Raw genomic sequence first — 23,448 nt, forward strand, 5'->3', positions numbered from 1 at the left:
CTGTGGTGGGCCACGAGTTCAGTGCGGCTTGGCGCACCTGTGGCCTCCAATGCCACCGCTTATTGCAGTGGCGTCCAGGCGGGCCAGATCAGTTCTTGTGACGGCTAAATCGACGCCCTTGGTCGAATACGGTAGCAACGGCGACCATCAATCCCGAACAAGCCAGGATGATGGCAACGCCGCCCGTGTCATGCGTGGCCGAGTGCGCAACCATCGACAACGCCCACAGCGGTGCGAGTCCGCCGGCCAGGGCCGTACCGATTTCGCGCCCCGATCCCACGCCCGTGGAACGGCTTTGCACTGGAAACTGGCGGCTCAGGAACGACCCCTGCGGCGCAAACATCATGGGCGCCAGAACGCCGGTGCCGATGATCATTGCCCAGTAGATCGACGTGCTGGCCCCCGTCCCCAGCAGTGAGAGGAAAGGGTATGCGAACAGCGCCGACAGGATGCCGCCCACCATCAATACTTTCTTGCTGCTGAATCTGTCGCACATCCAGCCGAAGAATGGCACGGTCACAATGGCGACCAAACTGGCCAAGGTCACGGAAAGCGAGGTGACGCCGGCTGATACGCCCTTGAATTGGGTGAGGTAAGCGAGGGAGAACGTCTTGAAGATATAGCTGAGGGCGTTATATCCCACGGCAATAAAAAACACGACACTCAAGCCCTTGAACTGCGACGTCAGAATGTCCCGAATGGGTTTTTCCTCGCGATGGCTTTCTTCAAAGGAGGTGTATTCCGGCGTTTCCGGCAGGCTTTTCCGCACCCATATCCCGATCAGCACCAATAGAAAGCTCAAGAGGAAAGGAATACGCCATCCGCCCGCCAGCAGGAATCGATCACCGGCCCTCGTGAGCAGGTAGACCGTCAGCGACGAAAGCAACAGGCCCAGGTTCAAGCCCAGCGCAGGCCAGGACCCCTGACGGCCTTTGCGGTTGTCTGCGGCATGTTCGTATGAGGTCACGGCGGCGCCGGCCAGCTCGGCCCCCGCACCCAAGCCCTGAACAATGCGGATCAGTACCAGCAGCAGCGGTGCCCAGAAGCCAATGGACGCGTAAGTCGGAATCAACCCGATCGCCGTCGTGCACAACCCCATCAGGCAAAAGGTGACAAAGAGCATCTTCTTGCGGCCGTATTTGTCGCCGAAATAGCCGAAGAAGATTCCGCCAATCGGCCGGGCAACAAAGCCGATCGCAAACGTGGCAAACGCCTGCAGCGTGGCGTTGGTCGGATTGGCAGTATCAAAGAAGACCTTGCTGAAAACAATGGAAGCCATCGTGGCGTACAAATAAAAGTCGTACCACTCCAGCATGGAACCTACGATTGTGGCTGCGGCCACTTTCTTCAGTCGCTGCCGGCTTTCCTCGCGGGTTTCAGGGTGCAATGCTTTCATTGATTGAGCCTCCTTTTCAGTGTGTTTTTTATAGGTATTGGCGCCATGAACCCGTTGTTGCCGAGTTCGCCAATCACCTTGGGCCCACCCGCTCAGCGGCGGCGCACGATGTGCTGTGAGCCCAACTCGGCGCAGCACGTGGCGCCCAGCATGGCCAGGTTGCGGTCCACCTCGTCGCGCAGCAGGCCGATGGCGTGGGCCACGCCAGCCTCGCCCGCCACGGCGGCGGCGTAATTGAAGGGGCGGCCTACCAGGACCATGCGCGCACCCAGCGCCAAGGCCTTAAGTACATCCGAGCCGCGGCGGAAGCCGCTGTCGATGAGCACCGGGTAACCGCGCCCGACTGCCGCCACCACCGCTTCGAGCACACGCATGGGCGAGGCTGCGCCGTCGAGCTGGCGACCACCGTGGTTGGACAGCACGATGCCATCGGCGCCCACGCGCTGCGCCTCCAGTGCGTCTTCCACGCTGAGCAGGCCCTTGACCACCAGCGGCCCTTTCCAGCGCCGGCGAATGGCTTCGATGTGGTGCCAGGTCAGATGATCGCGTGCCGAAAAATCGCGCAGCACGGTGGACGACATGATCGGTGCGCCACGTGTGGCGAACGAATTCTCGAAATGCGGCATGCCATGGCGTAGCAGCGTGCGCAAGAATGTGCCTATCACCCAGCCAGGCCGGGCCATGCCGTCCCAGGCGAGGCGCAGGCTCGGACGCAGCGGCGTGGAAAAGCCGGTGCGGATGTTGTTCTCGCGGTTGGCCGAGATGGGAATGTCCACTGTGACCACCAGCGTGCCGAAACCGGCGCGCTCCACGCGGTCGACAAGCGCATCGATGCGCGCCTGGTCGCCCGGTATGTACGCCTGGAACCAGGTGTCCGGACTCTCGCGTGCCACCGCTTCCATGGGGATCAGCGAAGTGCCGCTCATGATCGACACGATGCCCGCCTGCTGTGCGGCACGGGCCAGCACCAGATCGCCGCGGTAGGTGGTCAGCGCATTGATGCCCATTGGCGCTATGCCGAATGGACTGCTGTAGTGCTGGCCGAACAGCTCCACCGCCTGCGAGCGCTTCGACACGTCGCGCAGGACCCGTGTGGAAAACGCATAGTCGTCGAACACCTCCCGGTTATCGCGAAGCGAGGCGTTGTCTTCGGCCGCGCCTGCGATATAGCCGAAGATGGGCCGGGGCAAGCGCCGACGCGCCGCAGCCTCGAAGTCGTGCAGCGAGAGCATGTTTCGCAGCGCGGCCGGCGCGTTCACAGACGAGGGTTCAGCGTAAGAGGCCATGGTAGGAGTGCGGGGCTGCTTCAGGGGCAGCGACACTTTAGGGCCGCGATTTTGCGAATTAAAGCGAAATATTTAGAATGGGTATGTTCGCTTTTATGAAACAAGATTACCATGTCTCAGCCATCGGTCAAGCAGCTCGAAGCGTTCTGGTGGGCCGCCACCTGTGCCAATTTCGCTACGGCAGCGGAGCGCGTGCACCTGTCGGTGTCGTCGCTGTCCAAGCGCATAGCGGAGCTGGAGGCTGCGCTCGGTCAGCCGTTGTTTGACCGCAGCGGCCATCGCGCTGCGCTGACCGAGGCGGGCGAACGCCTGCTACCGGCCGCGCTCGGCGTGCTCAACGCCATGGCGGCATTGAGCCAGAAGCTGGATGCGCGGGTCGAGCTGACTGGGCGCTGCCGCTTCGGGGTGGGCGATCTTTCCGCGCTGACGTGGTTGCCCGCTTTCGTGGCGGCAGCACGGCAGGCACACCCGCGGCTGAGCCTGGAACCCTACGTGGATGTGGGCGGCGTGCTGGAGCGCCGCTTGGCCGATGGCGAACTGGACTTTGCCGTGATCGCGGGCCGCTCCTCGCGCAGCGAATTGTTGTCGCAGCCCGTCGGGGCCGCCCACTTTGCCTGGGCTGCTGCGCCCAGTCTGTTGAAGGCGGGCCGCCTGGGTGCGGCGGCGCTCTTTCAGCGCCACCCGCTGGTCACGCTACCGCAAAGCGCGGGTACGACACGGTTGCTCGACGACTGGCTGTTGGCCAACCGCGCGACGGTGCATGAGCGCATCGTATGCAACAGTTGGGCGGCTGTCGCGGGCATGCTGCGGCAAGGCGTGGGCGTGGGTTTTCTCCCTGCACACTGGGTCGGCGTGCTGCACCTGCGCGCCGTGGGCACTCGAACGCCGCTCGCGCCGCTGCACTACACCTTCCAGTGGCGGCGCGGCGATACGCGGGCGCTGATCGCGGCCATGCAGCCACTGGCGCAGGAGCGGGTGGATTTTTCCGTGTCTCCGGTTTTTGCCGATGTGGCCGTTCATGAAGAAAGGAGGGCAGGCGGGCGCAAACCGAGAGCTTCGACCACGTCTTAGGAAGGCAGTGGTGAGAGCACACCCAGCCACGCCACCAGCGCAAGGATCACCACGGCAACGCAGGCTTCAGCACGCAGGCTGTTGCGCAACGCCCTGACTGCGCTGGCGTAATCCCCCATCCGGATGGCAGCCGCAAGCCGTGGGCTCAACCGATAGCGATTGCCCGCGGCCAGCACGAGCATCCCCGCAAACAGCATCAGCTTGCCTAACAGCAGCCATCCGTACGGTGTGGCGAATGTGTCGAGTGTCGGGCCCACGACAAACGCGTAATTCGCAACGCCTGTTGCGATGAGCACACCGACGATGCCCGTGCCGATGGTCGCAAAGCCACTGGCGGCGCGGCTCAGCGTTTGCACCGCTCCCGCCGTGTCCGCGCATCTGGCCGACGACAGCAGCACGAACGCGACAAGGGCGCCCACCCACATGCCCGCGGCCAGCAGGTGCGCGATGTCGATGACCAGGTGGAATGTGCCACGCAGGCCGTCGTCCATGGCGCCGTGCCCGCTCCACGCGAGCGTGGCCAGGGCGATGGCGCCAACGGCTGCAAGCCCGATTCGTTTGCGGTCCGCCCGCCTGCGCCACGCAACCGCCATGGCAAGGCACGTGGCGAGCGCCACCATGCGCACCATCCACGCCGTGCCGACGGCAGTGCCGGTCAGGATCATGTTGAAGACGTGGCCGGTCAGCGTGGTGTAGGTGGTGGCGCCCGTCATCGATTCGGCCATCGCCACGATGTCCCACAGCGACAGCACAACGCCTGCTACTGCGGAGGCTTGGGCAAGCCTGCTGTTCCGCCGCGAGACAACTGACGTGCGGGCGGACGCGCGATCGGCAGGCCCCAATGCATAGATGCTGAAGAGCGGCACGCCAAAGAGGATCATCAGATCCAGATGCAGCGCAAAGCGCAGGACCACGCTCAGCCAGTCTTCTGGCATCGCGTTACTTCACCTGGAAGGCGAGATGGCCGCTCACGCGGTGCGTGTCAGCCGCCACCACATGCCAGTCGACGCGGTAGGCGCCCCGTCCGAGCGGTTGCGCGGGGGATACGGTCAGCGTGCGTCCGTCGCTGCTGGTGGCGACCTTGGAGGCAACGTTCACCGGGCCGGATGCTCCCGTCATGACCACCGTGGCATCGCAGAACTGTGCGACCAGTTTTTCGGAGAAATGCAGCGCGATCTGCGCGGGCGCGGGGCCGGAGGATTGGTCGGCAGGGCTCGCTGAGAGCAATTTCGGATGGGCGAGCGCCACCGAGGCGGCGAGCGCTGCGACAACGGCCACGCTGGCTTGGGCGACGCGGGAAAAAGTGAGCGTAGGCATGCGGGTGTCCTGCGGAGTTGGGGGCTGATGGTTAGCGTAACGCATTGCGTTGCGGGCCCTTGCCTTTGCAGGCGTGGAGGACCCGCAATGTGCGCTTCGCAACGCAAGCGCGGACTAGAGGTAAACGACCATACCGCGTAGCCCGGCACCGCGCGATCGATGTGCTATCGTCGCCGCCACGAAAATTTCACAAACACCGGGTATGCACGACGTCGTCATCAGCGGTACGGGCCTGTGGGTCGCGCCGGAGATCATCACCAATGAGGAGCTGGTCGTCTCCTTCAACGCCTACGCGCAGCGCTACAACGAACAGCACGCAGCGGCCATCGCCGCGGGTGAGCTGGCGCCGCTGTCGGCGTCGTCGGCGGAGTTCATCGAGAAGGCCTCGGGCATCCGCCAGCGCTATGTGGTCGAGAAGACTGGCGTGCTGGACCCGACCCGCATGCGCCCGCACCTGACGCCGCGCCCGGACGATGCACTCTCGTTGCAGGCAGAGATCGGCGTGGCCGCCGCGCGTGATGCCCTGGCCGCCGCCGGCCGCGACGCTGCCGACGTCGACATGCTGCTGTGCGCCACTTCCAACTTTCAGCGCCCGTATCCGGCGCTGGGCGTCGAGATCCAGAACGGCATCGGCGCGGGCGGCTATGCGTTCGACATGAACGTCGCCTGTTCGTCGGCCACCTTCGGGCTGGAGCAGGCCATCAACGCCGTGCGCAGCGGCACCGCGCGGGCCGCGCTGGTGGTAAGCCCCGAGATCACCTCCGGCCACCTCGACTGGAAAGACCGCGACTGCCATTTCATCTTCGGCGACGTATGCACGGCCGTACTGGTCGAGCGCGCGGAAGACACGCGTTCCACCGATGCCTGGCGCGTGCTCGGCACCAAGTGCGCGACCAGCTTTTCCAACAACATCCGCAACAACGCCGGCTACCTCTCGCGCAGCGAAGACCGCAACCCCGACGACCGCGACCAGCTCTTCCGCCAGGAAGGCCGCAAGGTCTTCAAGGAAGTCTGCCCGATGGCCGCCGAGCACATCGCCGGCCATTTGCAGCAACTGGGGCACACCCCCGCCGACGTGCGCCGCTTCTGGCTGCACCAGGCCAACCTGGCGATGAACCAGCTGATCGGCAAGCGTTTGCTTGGCCACGAGGCCTCGGCCGATGAGGCGCCGGTCATCCTGGATGAGTTTGCGAACACGGCATCGGCGGGTTCCATCATTGCGTTCCACCGGCACCGCGCTGATCTGAAGTCGGGCGACGTGGGGCTGATCTGCTCGTTCGGTGCGGGCTATTCGATCGGCAGCGTGGCGATCCAGAAGCAGTGATCGGGCGGCGGCGCGGGCAGCGTCCTGACCTCCCGCAGCGGCTCTATGGGAAGCGGCGGCGCCTTCTTTGCCACCGCGCCAATCTGAGGCATGCTGGCGTCACCACAAACCAGGGAGCCCGGCATGCCTCTCGTTCAAGTGTCGTTGCGTCGCGGCAAGTCTGCGGCCTATCACCAGGCCATCTTTGACGGCGTGTATCGCGCCATGCGCGAAACCTTCAACGTGCCGGAAGACGATCGCTTCATGACGATCACCGAGCATGATGCGAGCACGTTCAGCGTGAGCCCCACGTACTTCGGCATCGCACGCAGCGAGGACGCGGTCATCCTTCAGCTCACCGTCAACAACACGCGCACGCGCGAGCAGAAGCAGGCGCTCTACCGCCGCATCGTCGAGCTGCTGCACGAGAGCCCTGGCATTCGCACGGAAGACGTGTTCATCAGCTTGGTGGAAGTGCTGCCCGAGAACTGGTCGTTCGGCCATGGCATCGCGCAGTACGTGGCGGACAAGGGCTGACTTGCGCCATGACCCCGCGTCAGATCCTGTGCGCCCACGTGTGGGGCATGGCACTCGTCGTCGGCGCGGCGGTCACGGTGGCGACCGTCACGCGCGACGTGTTGCGGGCGCTCAGTCCTTGAGCGAATTGCCCAGCATGTCGAGCAGGAACTGCGTGCCGCGCTCGCGCGATCCGGCATCGTCGTAGCCGTCGAGGAAGGCGCCTTGCTCGGTCATGACGAGGTGCGTGCCGCCCGAGCCGTCCATGGCCGGGCGCAGTTCCAGCGTGGCGAGCGAGGCGGAGATCTTGCGATCGTCCAGGTGCATCACGTACGAGTAGACGACGCGCTCGTCGGGAATGACGTCGTGGTACGTGGCCTCGAAGCTGGAGACCACACCGCTGTCCCATCGGCCTTTGACGACTTCGCGGCCACCGGGGCGGGCGTCCATTTCGCGCACGAGCAGGGTGTAGCCATTGCCGCCGGCAAACCACTTGGCCTTGGCGGCGGGATCGGTCAGCGCCATGAACACACGCGAGCTCGGCGCGTCGTAGGTGCGCTCCACCGTAAAGGTGGCATGCACGACCGAGCGTTGGATGCCATCGGCAACCGGCACGCGTGCGGCTTCGCGCTCCAGCTTGTCCAGCGTTTGCTTCCAGCCTTCGGACGCGCCCTTGATCATCATCTCGGCAATGGGGGCGAGCGGCGTGTGGGTCTGCGTGACTTCCATGCGCGTGGTTTTCGCACCCTCGCCGCCTTCCTCGGTAAACGTGACGACGGTGTGGGCGTTCATCAGCGGGCGGTTGTCGCCGTCCACCACGTTCATGTCAATGACCAGGCGGGCGTTGGGCACGATCTCGATAAAGTGGCCGCGCGACCAGTGGTCTTGCCCTTCGGGCGAGCGCATGCACACGTCAAACTTGCCGCCCACGCGAAACTCGACCGTAGCATCCGGCACCGTGAAATGCATCGGGCAGAACCAGCGCTTGATGTGCTCGGCGGTGCTCCAGGCCTTGAAGACCCAGTCGCGCGATACAGGAAAGGTGCGGGAAATCACAAGCGGGCGTAGGGCGGTGCCTGCGGGCTGGTCAACGGTCGTCGTCATGCGGGTCTCCTTGGGTTTTCAGCGTTTCGAGGTAGGCGCCCAGGCGGTCGAAGTGCTGCTCCCACTCCAGGCGTCGTTGGTTGATCCACTGCTCGGCCAGGCTCAGGGCCTCGGGTTCGATGCGGCATGTGCGTACGCGGCCCACCTTTTCCGATCGCACGAGGCCGGAGTTCTCCAGCACCGACAGGTGCTGCATCACGGCAGGCAGCGAGATATCGAGTGGCTGGGCCAGCTCGCTGACCGAAGCTGGGCCGCGCACGAGTTGGACGAGCATCGCGCGCCGGTTGCCGTCGGCCAGTGCCTGGAAAGCGAGATCGAGAGAGGTGTCATGGTTAAGCATGTTGTTAACTATAGCGACTCCGAATAGTTAAGCAAGTACTTTATCTTCATGGCGTTGACAGACCGATTTACTTCGCATACAAAGTAAATAACTTCGTATGCGAACTAAGTCGGCAACCATGAACGGCACCCCCCAAACCATTCCCGCCACCGACGGCTACCCGTTGGGCGCCCGGCTATGGACAGCCGCCGGCATACCGCAAGGCGTGGTGGTCATGCACCCGGCCACGGGCGTGCCGCAGCGCATCTACCAGGCCTTTGCCGCCTTCCTGGCCGGACGCGGCTTCCACGCCATCACGTACGACTACCGTGGCATTGGTGCCTCGCGGCCCAAAGGCCTGCGAGGGTTTGCCGCACGCATGCGCGACTGGATGCTGCTCGATGCCGAAGGCGTGATGCGATGGGCGAGGGCGCGTTATCCGGCCTTGCCGCAACTGGCAGTGGGGCACTCGGTGGGCGGCCACGCCATCGGCATGTGTGGTGCCGGCTGGGGTTTGGCCGGCGCCGTGCTGGTGGCCTGCCACACGGGCAACTCGCGCTTCATCCGGCAGCGGGGTGAACGCTGGCGTGTCGAACTGATCCTGCGCGGGCTCGGCCCGATGCTGGCCCGGCTGATCGGCTATGTGCCCGGCAGCCGCATGGGCCTGGGCGAAGACCTGCCGGGTGGCGTCGCCATCGAGTGGGGTGCGTGGGCTGGCATGCAGCGCTACTTCTTTGACGACCCCACGCTCGGCGCCGTCGGGCGCTTCAACGGCGTGACGAACCCCGTGCTCGTCTATGGCTTTGATGACGACCCGTGGGCTACGCCGCCCGCCATCAATGCGCTGACCACGCACTTCACCAGCACCTGGGTGGAGCGCCGCCAGATCGCGCCGGCAGAGGCGGGCGCAGCGGTGGGGCATATGGGCTTCTTCCGGCCGAAGTTTGCCGAGACACTATGGCCCGGTCTAGCGGATTGGCTGGTCGGGCACGCTAGCGCTGCGAGTACCGACGTGGAGGCGGCCGCATGACCGCACCCGACCGCCGCCTCGTTTATCTGATCAACGTCGGGCAACGCCGCCTGCAGCGCTGGATTCAAACGCGCACGGGCGAAGGCGTGACCGCCGCGCAATCCGGCCTGCTGTTCTTCCTGGAAAAGAACGACGGCGCGTTGATGCGTGAAGCCGGTGCCGCGCTGGACCTCGGCCCCTCCGCCATGAGCGGCCTGGTGGACCGCACCGCAGATGCCGGCCTGATCGAGCGACGCCCCGACGCCGAAGACGGCCGCGCCTGGCAACTCTGGCTCACACCTGCTGGCCGCGCCGCACTGGCCGAAACCCGCAATGGCTTGACCGAGTTGAATGCCCGCCTGACCGAAGGTTTTACCGACGCAGAAATCGACACCGTCGCACGCTGGCTGGCCAGTCTGCAAACCAAGTTCCCCACCGGAGACGAACAATGAGTGAACACATCCAGAGCCATATTGCCGATGGCGTATTGACCCTGACTCTGGCACGCGCCGACAAGAAGAACGCCATTACCGATGCCATGTACGGCGCGCTGGCCGATGCGCTGAACGCCGCCGAGCGTGACAGCACCGTGCGCGTGGTACTGCTGCGCGCCGAGGGCGACATGTTCTCGGCCGGCAACGACATCGGTGAATTCGCCTCGATTGCCATGACCGATGGAAAGGGTGGCTCTGAGCGCAACGTCATCCGCTTTTTGCACGCACTGGCACGCGCCACGCGCCCGCTGGTGGCGGCGGTGCAAGGCCGCGCGGTCGGCATCGGCACGACCATGCTGCTGCATTGCGATTTCGTGCTGCTGGCCGACAACGCGCAGCTCTCCACGCCGTTCGTCAACCTGGCGCTGGTGCCGGAAGCCGCATCGAGCCTGCTGATGCCCGCGCGCCTGGGCCACGTGCGTGCGTTCGAGATGTTCGCGCTGGGCGATGCGGTGAGCGCGCAATCGGCGCTCGCGTGGGGCTTGGCGAACCGGGTGGTGCCGCTGTATCAACTTGGCACGGAGGCGCAGGCCATCGCTGAGCGATTGGCGCGTCAGCCGCTGGGCGCGCTGACCGAAACCAAGCGCCTGATGCGCGATGCCGAGCTGCTCAAGCAGCAGATGGATGTGGAGAGCGCCTCGTTTGCCAAGCGGTTGAAGTCTCCCGAAGCACATGAGGCTTTCCGGGCGTTCGTCGATCGGCGACCGCCCAATTTCAACGCCGTGGCGCACTGAGTGTGGCGGTGTCTCCTTCGGCGGCTTGGTCCGGCCGCCATTTTTATTGTCTAAACGGCCAACCGCCCCTGCGTGGCCGCCACCGAGATCGTCGCCTCCATACCGGCAGTGAAGCGCAGGTAGTCGGCTTCCATCCCATCCGAAAAGATCACGCCGTTCTCGGGCATGCGCGAGCGCAGCCGGAGCGGTTGATCGGCATCCACATGGCCGAACACGAGCGTGGCCTGCGACGCGCGGCTCGGAAACGGCTCGCGCACGGCAAACGTCAGCTGCGGCGTGTCCCATGGCTGCGGTTCGTAGCGGAAACCATCGTCGCCGGCATGCATGGCGCGTGCCACGCCCATCGAGCCGGTCACGATGCTCTTTAACCACGCCGTCGACCCGAGGCCCGTCGACACGATGATCCCCGACGACGATTGCGCCTCGCGCTGCTCGCCCAGCTCGATCTCATACAACGCCGACGCATGCGTGCGCGGGCCGATAAAAAGGTCATTGACGGCGCGCAGCACCTGTCCGTCGGACAGCCGCGCTTCGGCCATCGTCACGGCCTTGGTCGGTCGCTTGTCGCGCGCCACGTCGGTCAGCACGTGGCCAAGGTCTTTCGGTTCGAAGGGCAGCAGCACGCCGTCCCAGCGGCCAGGTTCGGGGTTCAGGCCGATGAGCGGCTGGCCGTCGAGATACTTCATCGAATTGGCGACCAGCCCGTCCTGCCCGAGCGCCACAACGATGTCATCCGGCGCAAAGATGAAGTTGGGCAGGTAGCCGCGGTCCACCACCTGATAGCGGCCCCAGGCCTGCAGCGCGCGCACGGTGATCTCCAGGCTGCGCGCGTAGGCAGCGTTCTCAGCCAGGTAGTCGGAGAAATCGGCGCCCAGGTGTTCGAGATAGAACTGTGCCTGCGCCAGGGTGTGGTGGCGCGCCACCAGCGCTTCGAGCCGCGTGCGGCGCGTCACCAGTACCACCTTGCGGCCGTCGGTGCTCATGATGCCGCCTTGCCACTGGTCGTTGCGTTCATCAGCCCTTGCAGCAGGTCGGGCGATACGTTGAGCTGGCCGATGCGTTCTGCGCGTTCGGCAATGCCGCCGAAGGCCTGCGCGATGAGCTGGCCAGGCTGCATGCCGGCCGTTGCCAGCGCGTTGACGATGCGCGGGTCCGTCTTGCTCAGCGCGTCCATCACCGCGGCCACGCGGTAGGCCTCGGCTTCGGCCAGCGTGCGGCTGTTGTCGGCCTGGTCGGCCACGAAGGCCTTGCGCTTGTCTTCCAGTTCGATATCGGCGGCCATCTGTTCGTTGCGCAGTGCATTTTCCTTGCGCAGAAGCGTGGCCTTGGCCTCCATCTGTGCCTCGCTGATCTGCTGCTTCTTCTGCTCGACGGCAATGTCGGTGTCCAGCTCGTTCTGGCGGATCGCGCGCTCGTTCTCCACGGCCGACATGCGCCGCAGGTAGACCGCATCGTCCGCCGCCTTGAGGTTGGATTCGCGCGCCTCGGCTTCCAGCGCGCGGGCGATGTCGGGCGTCGGCTTGACCGCCATGACCGAGACCCCCAGGATCTCCAGCCCCAGCGCGGCAATCTCGGGCTGCGCGGCCAGCTCAGCCTGCGCCGTGCGCGCGATGACGGCCGACGCACGCAGCGCCTGCTTGAGCTCCAGCGCCTGCACCGCCTGCTGCACGATCACTTCCACCTGCTGGGCCACGCGATCACCCAGGCGCTTCGGGTCTTCCGACACATAGGTCTGCCCGTTTTTCGCCAGCGAGAAATCCATCATGGCGGCGGTGCGGCGCGGGTCGCTGATGCGGTATGTCACTTGGCCCTGCACGGTCACCCTCTGGAAATCGGCCGTCACCAGTTCGAGGATGAACGGGCGGTCCTGGCTGGCCACCGGCACAGCCACCAGCGTGGCCGTGGGGCCGTAATAGAAGAACGACAGCCCCGATCCCTCGCGGACCACCTTGCCGGCGCGGAACTGCATGAGGTGAACCGTGGGCTGCGATTTGATGAAGCGGATGCCGAACATGACGCCCTCCCGTTTTCATTTGGGTTGTACAGTACAACTTGCGTGAGTTGGACAATACAACTTACTATTCGAAGCGTCAAGAAAAAATGGTGATCTGCCATGGCTGCCCGACCTTCCCCCAAGACATTCCCGTTGCCGTTTACGACGGTCGACGTGGTCATCTTCACCGTGCTGGATGACATGCTGCGCGTGCTGCTCGTGCAGCGCCCGAACGCAGAGGGCGAGCCGTTTCCTGGCGAATGGGCCTTGCCCGGCGGGTTCGTCGACGTGACGGTCGATGCCACGCTGGAAGACTGCGCGCGCCGCAAGCTGCTGGAGAAAACCGGCGTCGACAGCCCCTATCTCGAGCAACTGGGAAGCTGGGGCGGTGCCATGCGCGACCCCCGCGGCTGGTCGGCCACGCATGTCTACTTTGCGTTGATGCCCGCGCAGGGCGTGGCGCTGGCCAAGGGAGCAAACGCCGCCGACGTGGCGTGGTACGCAGTGGACGACGTCTTGCGCGCGCCCAAGCTCGCCTTCGACCATGCGGAGATCCTGCGCGCGGCGGTTGAGCGCCTGCGCAGCAAAGTCGAATACACCTCGCTGCCGGCGTTTCTGCTGGCCGAGCCGTTCTCGCTACCGCAACTGCAGCGCATGTACGAAATCGTGCTGGGCCGGCCGGTGGACAAGAGCGGCTTTCGTACCCGCATGCTGGCCGCCAACTTTCTGGAAGAAGCGGGCGTGGCCGAAGGGGATTCTTACCGCCCGGCCAAGGGCTACCGCCTGATCGACCGCAGTGCGCCGGTCGTCTTCCCGCGCACGTTCAGCCCGCGCGGCAGCGATTGACGGGGGTGATCGGGCGATCAGCGCGGCGTGTCGGGAGCGTCGTCGTCTTCCAGCGAGAAGCGCTGCGCGGCGCGCGTGCCGTTGCGCACGGTCTCGTCGACCACGCCTCGGAGCACCAGCTTGTGCCCAGCTTCCGTGGCCACCGTCGGCTGCCCGTGGCTGCGTCGGCTGTCGATGCCGGCGATGGGCGCTTCAGGGTCGGGCTCGGGATTGGCGTTCACTAGTGACGCGTTGGAGTAGATGACGTTGTCCTGCCACAGCGATGGGTCCTTGGCGGCTTCCTGGCTCTTGCCGTCGGTATCGACGGTATTGCCGGACGCTTCGGTGCCGGAGGCATCGACCGAGCGGATGCGCTGTGATGCCCGCTGCACCGGATCGGCGGAGTGGGGGCCTTCAACATAGGTGGTGCCGCTGCCTGATGACGGGGAGGGCGGGCGTGCAGAGCGGAACTTGTCGGAGTGCATGACGGGGCTCCTGAAAGAGAGCAGACGGCAAACCTGCCGCAACCGTCATGCCTGTGACCGGTTTCAGATGCGCTTGCGCGCCGGGCGCCGCCCCGCCTCCTGCAGGAATTTGAGCGCACGCGGTTCCGTCGCATAGGCGCTGTTGATGCGCACCCACGGCGACACCTCCAGGTTGGGCCGGAAGTAATGGCCCGGGGCCAGCGTCACGCCGTGCTTTTCCGCGGTGCCCGCGAAATCGCGCGAATCCTCCACATGCGGCACACGCGCCCACAGGAAATTGCCCCCCGCCGGCTGATGAAACACCTCCCAGCCCGCGTCGCTCAGCACGTTGAGCGAAGCGATGACCGAGTCGCCCGCGCGCTGACGCAGCCGCTCCACATATTTGCGATAGGCGCCGCGCTCCAGCAACGTGGTGACTACGGCCTCTGCAAAGCGCGAGCCGCCGACGCTGGTGAGCATCTTCACATTGGTCAGGTCGTGCACCAGTTCGCGCTTGGCAATCAGGTAGCCCACCGGCAGCGAGGCCGACACCGTCTTGGAGAATCCGCCCACATAGATCACGTGCTCAAGCTGGTCCAACGTGGCCAGCCGTGCTGTCGGGTCGGCCTGCAGGTCGGCAAAGATGTCGTCTTCCACAAACACGAAGCCGTGGCGCCGCGCCAATTCCAGCAACCGAAACGCAACCGGCGGCGATAGCGTGGAGCCGGTCGGGTTCTGCAGCACGCTGTTGATGAAGAACAGCTTGGGCCGGTGCTCGCGCAGCATGGCTTCGGCCACTTCCACATCGGGGCCGTCCGCCTTGCGCGGAATGCCGACCAGCTTGACACCATGCAGCCGCAGCAGGCCGAACACGGTGTAGTAACCCGGGTCTTCTACAAACACCGTGTCACCCGGCTTGAGCAGGTGACGCATGACCAGGTCGATCGCCTGGCTCGCACCTGCTGTGCTCAGCACGTTGGCCGGCTCCGCGTGGATGCCGAGCTGGCGCGCCCGCATCACGATCTGTTGGCGCAACGCCGGGTTGCCGAGCGGCATGCCGTAGTCGATCACGGCGTGTGTGTCGGTGCGCGAGACCTGGCGGATGGCTTGCGTGAGGCCGTCCACATCGCGCCAGTCGGCCGGCACGAAACCGCCGCCGAGCTTGAGCATGCCGTCGGGGTAACTGAACTGCTCGAAGATGTGCTTGGACTCGGCCTCCGCGCGGCGCGGGTCCGACCAACCGCGTCCGTCGCGCCCCGTGAGGCTGCTTTCGGCCACGTAGAAGCCCGAGCCGTGGCGTGAATCCAGCAAGCCCAGCGACACCAGCCGGTCATACGCCTCGATCACCGGGAAGCGGCTGATGCCGTATTCGGCGGCCAACTGGCGGATGGAGGGCAGCTTGGCGCCGGGTCGCACGTCGTTGTCGCCGATCCATGCCTGCACGCCGGCCACGATCTGGTCGGCAATGGGCACGCGGGTGGTGGCGTCGATCTGGAGTTTCATGGCGCGGCGTCGTGTCGGTGGGGCGGAAGACAGCGAACAGTCATCGCCAACTGTTCGGCAGTGTTCGTATTGTAGTAGCGCCGGGCCCAACGGAAAGCCGATCGCCCAAGTGCGGCGCCGGGGCTCGCTTATGCGTTCCGCAACCATCGAAGGGCGGTTTTATTCGTTTTGGCAAATATCACCCACGGCTAGAGTGGCCTTGTCCGTCACGCATTGCGCACTCGTTGCGATTCCGCTGGAGATTCGATGTCTGCCACCACCGCTCAAACTGCCCCGCGCGATCCGGCTGTGCAAGCCGTGCTCGATAGCGTGCTCTCTACACCGTCGTCAACGTTGCTGGAGCGCGCACGCAGTCACGCCGCCGAACAAGGCCTGCGCTATGCGGGCGGATTGACACCGGCGGAAGCCTGGGCGCTGGTCAGTCGTGGCGACGCTGTGCTTGTGGATGTCCGCACTGCGGAAGAGCGCAAATTTGTCGGCCGCGTGCCTGACACCCGGCACGTTGCCTGGCAGACCGGCCAGGCCATGATCAAGAATCCACGCTTTTTGCGCGAGCTGGAAAAGGCCGCCCCCAAGGATGCCGTTGTGCTGCTGCTGTGCCGTAGCGGCAAACGCTCCGCAGCGGCTGCGGAGGCGGCAGCGGCCGCGGGCTTTGCCAACGTGTTCAACGTGCTCGAAGGCTTCGAAGGCGACCTGGACGAACAACAGCAGCGCGGCGATTCCGGCGGCTGGCGCCGCTGGGGCCTGCCCTGGCAGCAGGACTAAGCGCCACCGCACCGCTAACAACCACACCAACAGAACAGGGGAGCGACGATGAGCGATCGCGTCATCGCGGGGAGGCCTGCGCCCGCGCAAGACCCGGGCTGGCAATTGGATCGCATCGTCAGCGAGTTGCGTGCGGCCCGGGCCGATTGGCGCGCCCGCAACGGCCGTACCGAAGTCACGGGCCGCGAGTTGCCCTCGCGCGAGGCTGTGCGGCAAATTCTGGAGGCGTTGCGCGGGGCACTGTTCCCCATGCGGCTGGGCCCGACGGACCTGCGTGAAGAAAGCGAAGACTTCTACGTCGGCCATACGCTCGATGCGGCACTCAATGCGCTGGTGGCACAGGTCCGGCTGGAACTGCGTCACTCGGTGCGCCAGGCGCGTGCGGTGGATCGCGATCCCGATGCCGAAGCCGTGCAACTCGTGCGCGACTTTGCTGCGGCACTCCCTGCGCTGCGTCGCCTGCTCGATACCGACGTGCTCGCCGCCTACCACGGTGATCCGGCCGCGCGCAGCGTCGACGAGGTCCTGCTGTGCTACCCCGGCATCCTCGCTGTCATCCATCACCGCATTGCGCATCACCTGTACTGCGTTGGACTGCCGTTGCTAGCGCGCATGGTGGCCGAGACCGCGCACGCTGATACCGGCATCGACATCCACCCGGGCGCGCAAATCGGCAGCGGCTTCTTCATCGACCACGGCACGGGCGTGGTGATTGGCGAGACGGCGGTGATCGGCGAACGCGTGCGCATCTATCAGGCCGTGACGCTGGGCGCCAAGCGGTTTTCTGCCGATGCCGACGGTCACCTGGAGAAAGGCGCACCGCGCCACCCGGTGGTGGAAGACGACGTCGTCATCTATGCCGGGGCGACCATCCTCGGGCGCATCACCATCGGGCGCGGCTCTTCCATTGGCGGCAACGTGTGGCTCACACGCAGCGTGCCGCCGGGTAGCAGCGTCACCCAGGCAAACGTGCAGAGCGGGGTTCAGGACGGGCTTCAGAGTCCTCAGCCGCAAGCGCGCCGCGACAGCGAGGCACACGCCGCGCGCTGATCCGCCTGACGCGTCTTTCCCACCGGTTTTTTCCACCGCACCCGCCACAGAAGCGGGGGCATTTTTTCAAGTGAAGTTGGGAGTCATTGCATGGCAGAAGCAGATACCCAGGACGTGCGCACCGCGCTAGGCGACAGCGCCGCGCGCCAGTTGGCGAACGCGACCAAGACCGTTCCGCAGTTGTCCACCATCAGCCCGCGCTGGCTGGTGCACTTGCTGCAATGGCAGCCGGTGGAGGCGGGCATCTTCCGTCTGAACCGCGTGAAGAATCCGCGCGATGTGCGCGTCGCCTGCTCGCAGCGCGATGAGGCAGAGGCAGAGCTGCCGCAAACCTTCGTCGATTACGAAGACCAGCCGCGCGAGTACTTCCTCAACGCGGTGACGACGGTGCTGGACGTGCATACCCGCGTGTCCGACCTGTACAGCAGCCCGCACGACCAGATTCAGCAGCAGCTGCGCCTGACCATCGAGACCATCAAGGAGCGTCAGGAAAGCGAGCTGATCAACAACCCCGACTATGGCCTGCTGGCCAATGTGGATGAAACGCAGCGCATCTCCACGCTCACCGGCGCGCCCACGCCGGACGATCTGGACGAGCTGATCACCAAGGTGTGGAAAGAGCCGGCGTTCTTCCTGGCGCATCCGCTGGCGATTGCCGCGTTTGGCCGCGAATGCACGCGCCGTGGCGTGCCGCCGCCCACGGTCAGCTTGTTCGGCTCCCAGTTCCTCACGTGGCGCGGCCTGCCGCTGATTCCGTCCGACAAGGTGCCCATTGACGAGAATGGCCTCACGAAGATTCTGCTGTTGCGTGTGGGTGACAAGCGCCAGGGCGTGGTCGGCCTCTACCAGCCGGGCGTGGCGGGTGAGCAGAGCCCAGGTCTGTCGGTGCGCTTCATGGGCATCAACCGGAACGCCATCGCGTCGTATCTGATTTCGCTGTATTGCTCGCTGGCCGTGCTGACTGAAGACGCGCTGGCAGTGCTCGAAGACGTGGAGATCGGCAAGTACCATGACTACCCCGACACCTACAAGTAACGCACCCAGCGTGAGCGGCCTGACGCTGCCGGTGGGCGATGTGCCGGCGGGTTTGCCAGATGCGGCTGCGCTGGCGCAACTGGCCAACGCGTTCTTCACGGCGCTGCCCGGCCACGAGCCGGAGCCCGCCATCGACCTGTCGCCGACGGGCGCCACGCCGCAATTGAGCGCGTTGCCCGTTGCGGATGCCGCACCGATTGCGCCGCAGGTGCCCGTGCTGGGCGTGCCGACGCAGTACGCGGCGGCATTGCCCCAGGCGGCATCGGGCCACGGCTTGCCGGGGCCGGCGCATGCGGTGTCGGCTCCAAGTTCGCCGTACTACTTCCTGGGTGAGGCGAGCGGCTACCAGTCCGCCGTGCCGCATGCGGGGGTAGCGGCATCGGAGGCAGGTGTGCCGGACGATCGCATCTCGGCGCAGCCGTTCCACTTGCCCGGCACCGATGCATTGGCGCGGTTGATCGATGGTGCCGCAGGCACGCCGCCCGCTGGGCCGGCTGCATTGCAGCAGCCCGGTGGTGCGGCGCAGGCAGGGCAGTTCTACTTCCTTGCGCCGCCCACAGTGCCTACGTTGGAAGCATCACGTGACACCAGCCACCAGCCGCATCGCGCCACCACGTTTGACGTGCAGGCGGTTCGGCGTGACTTTCCGATCCTGGCCGAGCGCGTCAATGGCCGGCCGCTGATCTGGCTCGATAACGCCGCCACCACGCACAAGCCGCAGGCGGTGATCGATCGGCTGGCGTATTTCTACGCGCACGAGAACTCCAACATCCACCGCGCGGCGCATGAACTCGCTGCACGTGCCACGGATGCCTACGAGGGCGCCCGCAACAAGGTCGCGCGATTCCTGGGTGCGAAGTCGTCAAGCGAAATCATCTTCGTACGTGGCGCCACGGAGGCGATCAACCTCGTCGCGCAGACATTCGGCCGTCAGCACATCGGCGCAGGGGACGAGATCGTCGTCTCGCACCTGGAGCACCACGCCAACATCGTGCCCTGGCAGCAGCTTGCCGCGCAGGTGGGCGCGCGCATCCGCGTGATTCCGGTGGACGACAGTGGGCAGATCCTGCTGGACGAATACCGCAAGCTGCTCAGCAGCCGGACGAAGCTGGTGTCCGTCACGCAGGTGTCGAATGCGCTGGGGACGGTGACGCCGGTGCAGGAGATCATTGCGCTGGCGCACGCGGCAGGCGCGCGCGTGCTGGTGGATGGCGCACAGGCGGTCTCGCACTTGCGCGTGAACGTGCAAGCGCTGGATGCGGACTTCTACGTGTTCTCCGGCCACAAGATCTTCGGGCCGACGGGCATTGGCGTGGTGTACGGCAAGCAGGATCTGCTCGACACGCTGCCGCCCTGGCAGGGTGGCGGCAACATGATCGCCGACGTCACGTTCGAGAAGACGCTGTACCAGCCCGCACCTGCCCGCTTCGAGGCCGGCACCGGCAACATTGCGGATGCGGTGGGACTGGGCGCTGCGCTCGATTACGTCGAGCGCATCGGCCTGGAGAACATCGCGCGCTATGAGCACGATTTGCTGGTGTATGCCACGCATGGGCTGTCGCGCATTCCTGGTCTGCGGCTGATCGGCACGGCCGCCAACAAGGCAAGCGTGCTGTCGTTCACGCTGGCTGGGTACCGCACGGAAGAAGTGGGTGGGGCGCTCAATCGCGAAGGCATTGCCGTGCGCTCTGGCCATCATTGCGCGCAGCCGATTCTGCGGCGCTTTGGCGTGGAGGCCACGGTGCGGCCGTCTCTGGCCTTCTACAACACGTGCGAGGAGGTGGATGAACTGGTGCGCGTGGTCGGCGCGCTGGCAAAGCGCTGAGCGACTCGGCCCATCACACAAGAACGAAGTCCCGCAGGCCCGGTGCACCCGCACCGGGCCTTTTTGTTGGAGAAACGCGCCTAACCGAGGACATATTCGGAATCCGCCCAAACGCCTGCGACTGCGGCGATACTTGCGCCTTACGTCCGGCGCACGCATGCCGGGTGAAGCAGTACACCTACAAGGAGCGGAGACCGAATGACTACATTGTTCAAGCGTCGTGGTGCGGTGATGGGGCGGCTGTTGCGGCTCGTCATCGCGGTTGTGGTGGTGCTGACCATTGTTGTGGCTGTCAACACATGGCGGCATGGCTCGCGCCAGCTCGATGTGCCTGCCGTCACTCCAGTGGCCGTCGATGGCCCGGCGGCAGCCGCACACCTGGCCGAAGCCGTGCGCGCACGCACCGTCTCCAGCGCCACCGATGCACAGTTGAACGCCGACCAGTTCCGCCAGCTTCACGCCATGCTGGAAGCGCGCTACCCCAAGGCGCACGCTGTGCTGCAGCGCGAGCAGGTGGGCGACTTTGCGCTGCTCTACACGTGGAAGGGTTCCGACGCGTCGTTGCCGCCCATCATGCTGATGGCGCATCAGGACGTTGTGCCCATCGCCCCAGGCACTGAAGGCGACTGGACCGAACCGCCGTTCGACGGCGTGGTGAAGGACGGCATGGTCTGGGGCCGCGGTGCGTGGGACGACAAGGGCAACCTGATCTCGCAGATGGAAGCCATCGAGCTGCTGGCCGCCAGCGGCTTCAAGCCGCGCCGCACCATCCACCTCGCCTTCGGCGCCGACGAGGAAGTGGGCGGCGAGCGTGGCGCCAAGCAGATCGCCGCGCTGCTCAAGTCGCGCGGCGAGCGTCTGGACTTTGTGATTGACGAAGGGCTGCTGATTACCGAGGGCGTGCTGCCAGGGCTCAACAAACCGGCTGCGTTGATCGGCGTGGCGGAGAAGGGCTTCCTCTCCGTGCAGCTCAAGGTGGGAGCCACGCCGGGGCATTCGTCGATGCCGCCGCCGCACGGCGAGAGCGCCATCGCCATGATGAGCGCCACGCTCAAGCGGCTCGATGACGATCAACTGCCCGCTGGCATCCGTGGCGTTGCGCAAGAGATGTTCGCCACGCTGGCGCCCGAGATGCACGGTTTCAGCCGCGTCGCGCTGGCCAACCTGTGGCTGTTCGGGCCGATGGTGCAGAAGCAGCTGGAGGCGTCGGCCAGTTCCAACGCCATGCTGCGCACCACCACCGCGCTGACCATCGTGCAGGCCGGCAACAAGGACAACGTGCTGCCCGGCCGTGCCGAGGCCACCGTCAACTTCCGACTGCTGCCGGGCGACACCATTGCCTCCGTCACCGCGCACGTGGAAGACGCCGCCAAGGCCGCCGCGCCCAAGGGCAAATTCGAACTGAGCAAGCTGCCTGGCTCGAGCGAGGCGTCACCTGTGTCGCCCACGGAATCGGCGTCGTATCAGCTGATCAACAAGACGGTGCGCGAGCTGTTCCCAGGAACGGTGGTGGCACCAGGGCTGATGATCGGTGCCACCGATTCACGCCACATGATCGGGATTGCCGACCACGTGTATCGCTTCTCGCCGGTGCGCGCCAAGCCGGAAGACCTGCCGCGCTTTCACGGCACCAACGAGCGGATCACCGAGGCCAACCTGGTGGAGCTGATTCGCTTCTACCACCGGCTGGTGCAGCAGGCGGCGGGCTGATTCGCTTACGGCCCGGCTTGGGGCGGCCTGTTATTGCGCCGGCCGCTCGTCGAAATATTCGATCCGGTTCCGGCCGTTCTGCTTGGCGGCGTAGAGTTGCCGGTCGACGGCCTGGATGAATGCTGTCGGGCTGCTGTCCCCCCGCGGAACGCTCGTCCCCACCCCGATGCTGACCGTGACGTTCTGGCCGTGTGGCGATTGCGAGTGTGGGATGGCCAGCTTCTCTATCAGCCGGTGGCAGCGTTCGGCCACCTTGCGTGCGCCGGCAGCGTCCGTTTCCGGCAGCATCAGGACGAATTCTTCGCCTCCGAAGCGCGCGACCACATCACGCGGGCCGATCGCGGCCAGGCTCAGCGTCTGGGCAATGTCGATCAGGCACTTGTCGCCCTGAATGTGCCCATACAGGTCGTTGTACTGCTTGAAGAAATCGACGTCGATCAGGATCAGGGACAGGGGCAAGCCGCCGTTGCGTGCGCCGGCCCATTCCCGCTCCAGGCTGACATCGAACTGGCGCCGGTTGGCGATGCCCGTCAGCCCGTCCTTGAACGACAGCGCCTCCAGTTCCTTCTGCAGGGCGATCAGCTTTTCTTCGGTCTTTTTGCGCTCACTGATGTCGAACATGAAGCCGATCAGCGATTCCACCTCGCCGCTGTCATTGCGCACCACGTGAACGACGTCGCGTATCCAGACATAGCCGTTGTCCTTGGTGAGCGCGCGGTAGTCGGCCTCGTGATCCACCCCCGCCTGGGACTGGGCAATGCAGAAGTTCACCACGTAGTCCCGGTCGTCGGGGTGAATGCGCGTGGCCCAGTCCTCGGCCGTGACCCAGCTCTCCTGGCTCCAGCCGAGCAGCGGCTCGATCTGTGGGCCGATGTAGGCAAATGACATGGTTGACCAGTCGATCTTCCACGGAATGGCCTGGGTCGATTCCAGGAGCGTCTTGTAGACCGCGCTGTCGCTGCTAAGGTCGTTGATGCCTGACATGCTGCACTCCCCAATGTAACGGTGCTTCCCCAAGGTCAGCGGGCATGGCTGCGCCGCCGCGATGGCGCCCTCATCAGATTGGCGGGCGCCTTTTTTCTTTTGCAGCAGGGCGATTCTGCTTTGGAATCGGACTGCTCTACTGCTAGGACGACCTAACGGCAGGGGGCAAGGTGCGCTTAACCCCATGGTGCAGTCAGGTTTTTGCGGGCGTTCGCCGGCTGAACTGTTCGCGAAAGATGCTGAACAGTTCAGCCAAACTGTTCGCAACTGTTCATGTCCATGGTGTCGTCCGCCGCGCAAGATGGTGTTGTGCCGATCCGCAGTCCCCATAAAAATCCACCACGAACCCCGGCACAGGAGTCTCCATCATGCGCGAAATCAGGATCTTCGAACTTGACCGGCCGGGCGTGCCGGTGAGCTGGCGGTCGGCACGGGCCCAAACCATCGCCGCTCAGGCCGGGCTGTTGTGGGTCACGCAAGAGCATCAGCGGCAGGACATCTGGCTCAAGCCGGGCCAATCGATCGACGTGCCGGCAGGCGTACGGTTCTGGCTGTCGGGTGAGCCGGTGGAAGGCACGCCGGCGCGCTTTGCCGTGACCGAAGACATCAACGCACCGCGCCGTCTGTTGCGCTTCATCGGCTTGCTGGTCAGCGCGGCGTATCGGCAGGTGCTGCGTGACGACGGGCAAGATGCAGCGCGCACGCCGTCGGCATTGCGCATTGGTACCTGAGGGCACCTGAGCGC

The 23,448-nt window shown here is 65.3% G+C and carries 24 protein-coding genes; 13 read left to right on the forward strand and 11 right to left on the reverse strand.

Annotated features, from left to right (window positions below; genetic code table 11):
• Positions 1-88 precede the first annotated feature (88 nt).
• Positions 89-1,396, reverse strand: a complete 1,308-nt coding sequence (locus NG900_RS04345; protein ID WP_252677120.1) for an MFS transporter — start codon at positions 1,394-1,396, stop codon at positions 89-91.
• A gap of 92 nt (positions 1,397-1,488) precedes the next feature.
• On the reverse strand, positions 1,489-2,682 hold the full coding sequence (locus tag NG900_RS04350) for an alpha-hydroxy acid oxidase (RefSeq protein ID WP_252677121.1): 1,194 nt from the start codon (positions 2,680-2,682) through the stop codon (positions 1,489-1,491).
• A 111-nt stretch (positions 2,683-2,793) separates the two neighbouring features.
• Here NG900_RS04350 and NG900_RS04355 point away from each other — a divergent pair, with 111 nt between their 5' ends.
• Complete coding sequence (locus NG900_RS04355) at positions 2,794-3,753, forward strand: LysR family transcriptional regulator (protein WP_252677123.1); 960 nt, start codon at positions 2,794-2,796, stop codon at positions 3,751-3,753.
• Here the strand turns inward: NG900_RS04355 and copD are convergent.
• Both copD and copC read right to left on the reverse strand, forming a co-directional pair.
• Entirely contained in the window at positions 3,750-4,688 is a 939-nt protein-coding gene (copD, locus tag NG900_RS04360) for a copper homeostasis membrane protein CopD (RefSeq protein WP_252677125.1), read from the reverse strand. The two genes, NG900_RS04355 and copD, sit on opposite strands and share 4 nt — an antisense overlap.
• Positions 4,689-4,692: 4 nt before the next feature.
• Positions 4,693-5,070, reverse strand: coding sequence for a copper homeostasis periplasmic binding protein CopC (gene copC / locus NG900_RS04365; protein WP_252677127.1), 378 nt, complete (start codon positions 5,068-5,070; stop codon positions 4,693-4,695).
• Positions 5,071-5,272: 202 nt separating this feature from the next.
• Here copC and NG900_RS04370 point away from each other — a divergent pair, with 202 nt between their 5' ends.
• Together NG900_RS04370 and NG900_RS04375 are read left to right on the forward strand one after the other, a co-directional pair.
• Complete coding sequence (locus NG900_RS04370) at positions 5,273-6,394, forward strand: beta-ketoacyl-ACP synthase III (protein WP_252677129.1); 1,122 nt, start codon at positions 5,273-5,275, stop codon at positions 6,392-6,394.
• Between the two features lie 123 nt (positions 6,395-6,517).
• The gene (locus NG900_RS04375) at positions 6,518-6,910 is read left to right on the forward strand and encodes a tautomerase family protein (protein WP_252677131.1); all 393 of its coding nucleotides are present in this window, start codon (positions 6,518-6,520) and stop codon (positions 6,908-6,910) included.
• A gap of 111 nt (positions 6,911-7,021) precedes the next feature.
• Here the strand turns inward: NG900_RS04375 and NG900_RS04380 are convergent, their stop codons facing one another.
• On the reverse strand, positions 7,022-7,993 hold the full coding sequence (locus NG900_RS04380) for an SRPBCC family protein (RefSeq protein WP_252677133.1): 972 nt from the start codon (positions 7,991-7,993) through the stop codon (positions 7,022-7,024).
• Positions 7,977-8,333 carry an ArsR/SmtB family transcription factor gene (locus NG900_RS04385; protein WP_252677135.1) on the reverse strand — a complete coding sequence of 119 codons (357 nt, stop codon included), beginning with the start codon at positions 8,331-8,333 and terminating at the stop codon, positions 7,977-7,979. The genes NG900_RS04380 and NG900_RS04385 overlap by 17 nt, the downstream gene beginning before the upstream one ends.
• A gap of 118 nt (positions 8,334-8,451) precedes the next feature.
• Between NG900_RS04385 and NG900_RS04390 the strand changes: the two genes are divergently transcribed.
• Genes NG900_RS04390 through NG900_RS04400 form a run of 3 tightly spaced genes read left to right on the forward strand, consistent with a single transcriptional unit; the run spans position 8,452 to position 10,549 of the window.
• Positions 8,452-9,342: an alpha/beta hydrolase family protein gene (locus NG900_RS04390; RefSeq protein ID WP_252677137.1), complete on the forward strand. Its 891-nt coding sequence runs from the start codon at positions 8,452-8,454 to the stop codon at positions 9,340-9,342.
• The gene (locus NG900_RS04395; protein WP_252677138.1) at positions 9,339-9,773 is read left to right on the forward strand and encodes a MarR family winged helix-turn-helix transcriptional regulator; all 435 of its coding nucleotides are present in this window, start codon (positions 9,339-9,341) and stop codon (positions 9,771-9,773) included. The genes NG900_RS04390 and NG900_RS04395 overlap by 4 nt, the downstream gene beginning before the upstream one ends.
• Positions 9,770-10,549 carry an enoyl-CoA hydratase gene (locus NG900_RS04400; RefSeq protein WP_252677140.1) on the forward strand — a complete coding sequence of 260 codons (780 nt, stop codon included), beginning with the start codon at positions 9,770-9,772 and terminating at the stop codon, positions 10,547-10,549. The genes NG900_RS04395 and NG900_RS04400 overlap by 4 nt, the downstream gene beginning before the upstream one ends.
• A 50-nt stretch (positions 10,550-10,599) precedes the next feature.
• Here the strand turns inward: NG900_RS04400 and NG900_RS04405 are convergent, their stop codons facing one another.
• A complete protein-coding gene (locus tag NG900_RS04405; RefSeq protein ID WP_252677142.1) occupies positions 10,600-11,532 on the reverse strand; it encodes a diacylglycerol kinase catalytic domain-containing protein in 933 nt (310 codons plus the stop codon).
• A complete protein-coding gene (locus NG900_RS04410) occupies positions 11,529-12,563 on the reverse strand; it encodes an SPFH domain-containing protein (protein ID WP_252677143.1) in 1,035 nt (344 codons plus the stop codon). Before NG900_RS04410 ends, NG900_RS04405 begins: the two co-directional genes overlap by 4 nt.
• A gap of 99 nt (positions 12,564-12,662) precedes the next feature.
• Between NG900_RS04410 and NG900_RS04415 the strand changes: the two genes are divergently transcribed.
• Positions 12,663-13,388, forward strand: coding sequence for an NUDIX hydrolase (locus NG900_RS04415; RefSeq protein ID WP_252677146.1), 726 nt, complete (start codon positions 12,663-12,665; stop codon positions 13,386-13,388).
• A 17-nt stretch (positions 13,389-13,405) separates the two neighbouring features.
• Here NG900_RS04415 and NG900_RS04420 read toward each other — a convergent pair whose 3' ends face one another.
• Together NG900_RS04420 and NG900_RS04425 are read right to left on the reverse strand one after the other, a co-directional pair.
• Positions 13,406-13,852, reverse strand: a complete 447-nt coding sequence (locus tag NG900_RS04420; RefSeq protein WP_252677148.1) for a DUF3005 domain-containing protein — start codon at positions 13,850-13,852, stop codon at positions 13,406-13,408.
• Positions 13,853-13,915: 63 nt separating this feature from the next.
• The gene (locus NG900_RS04425) at positions 13,916-15,334 is read right to left on the reverse strand and encodes an aminotransferase-like domain-containing protein (RefSeq protein ID WP_252677150.1); all 1,419 of its coding nucleotides are present in this window, start codon (positions 15,332-15,334) and stop codon (positions 13,916-13,918) included.
• A 246-nt stretch (positions 15,335-15,580) separates the two neighbouring features.
• Between NG900_RS04425 and NG900_RS04430 the strand changes: the two genes are divergently transcribed.
• From NG900_RS04430 to NG900_RS04450, 5 genes are all read left to right on the forward strand, one after another.
• The gene (locus NG900_RS04430; RefSeq protein ID WP_252677152.1) at positions 15,581-16,099 is read left to right on the forward strand and encodes a rhodanese-like domain-containing protein; all 519 of its coding nucleotides are present in this window, start codon (positions 15,581-15,583) and stop codon (positions 16,097-16,099) included.
• A gap of 48 nt (positions 16,100-16,147) precedes the next feature.
• Positions 16,148-17,149 carry a serine O-acetyltransferase EpsC gene (gene epsC / locus NG900_RS04435; protein ID WP_252677154.1) on the forward strand — a complete coding sequence of 334 codons (1,002 nt, stop codon included), beginning with the start codon at positions 16,148-16,150 and terminating at the stop codon, positions 17,147-17,149.
• Positions 17,150-17,239: 90 nt separating this feature from the next.
• Complete coding sequence (locus NG900_RS04440; protein ID WP_252677156.1) at positions 17,240-18,184, forward strand: family 2A encapsulin nanocompartment shell protein; 945 nt, start codon at positions 17,240-17,242, stop codon at positions 18,182-18,184.
• Positions 18,159-20,009, forward strand: a complete 1,851-nt coding sequence (locus NG900_RS04445) for a family 2A encapsulin nanocompartment cargo protein cysteine desulfurase (protein WP_252677158.1) — start codon at positions 18,159-18,161, stop codon at positions 20,007-20,009. The genes NG900_RS04440 and NG900_RS04445 overlap by 26 nt, the downstream gene beginning before the upstream one ends.
• 198 nt (positions 20,010-20,207) lie before the next feature.
• Positions 20,208-21,719, forward strand: coding sequence for a M20 family peptidase (locus NG900_RS04450; RefSeq protein WP_252677160.1), 1,512 nt, complete (start codon positions 20,208-20,210; stop codon positions 21,717-21,719).
• A 30-nt stretch (positions 21,720-21,749) separates the two neighbouring features.
• Here the strand turns inward: NG900_RS04450 and NG900_RS04455 are convergent, their stop codons facing one another.
• Positions 21,750-22,703 carry a GGDEF domain-containing protein gene (locus NG900_RS04455; RefSeq protein WP_252677162.1) on the reverse strand — a complete coding sequence of 318 codons (954 nt, stop codon included), beginning with the start codon at positions 22,701-22,703 and terminating at the stop codon, positions 21,750-21,752.
• Positions 22,704-23,071: 368 nt separating this feature from the next.
• Between NG900_RS04455 and NG900_RS04460 the strand changes: the two genes are divergently transcribed.
• On the forward strand, positions 23,072-23,434 hold the full coding sequence (locus NG900_RS04460; protein ID WP_252677164.1) for a DUF2917 domain-containing protein: 363 nt from the start codon (positions 23,072-23,074) through the stop codon (positions 23,432-23,434).
• Positions 23,435-23,448 lie beyond the last annotated feature (14 nt).

Source organism: Ralstonia soli (assembly GCF_023955655.1).
Taxonomy (GTDB): domain Bacteria; phylum Pseudomonadota; class Gammaproteobacteria; order Burkholderiales; family Burkholderiaceae; genus Ralstonia; species Ralstonia soli.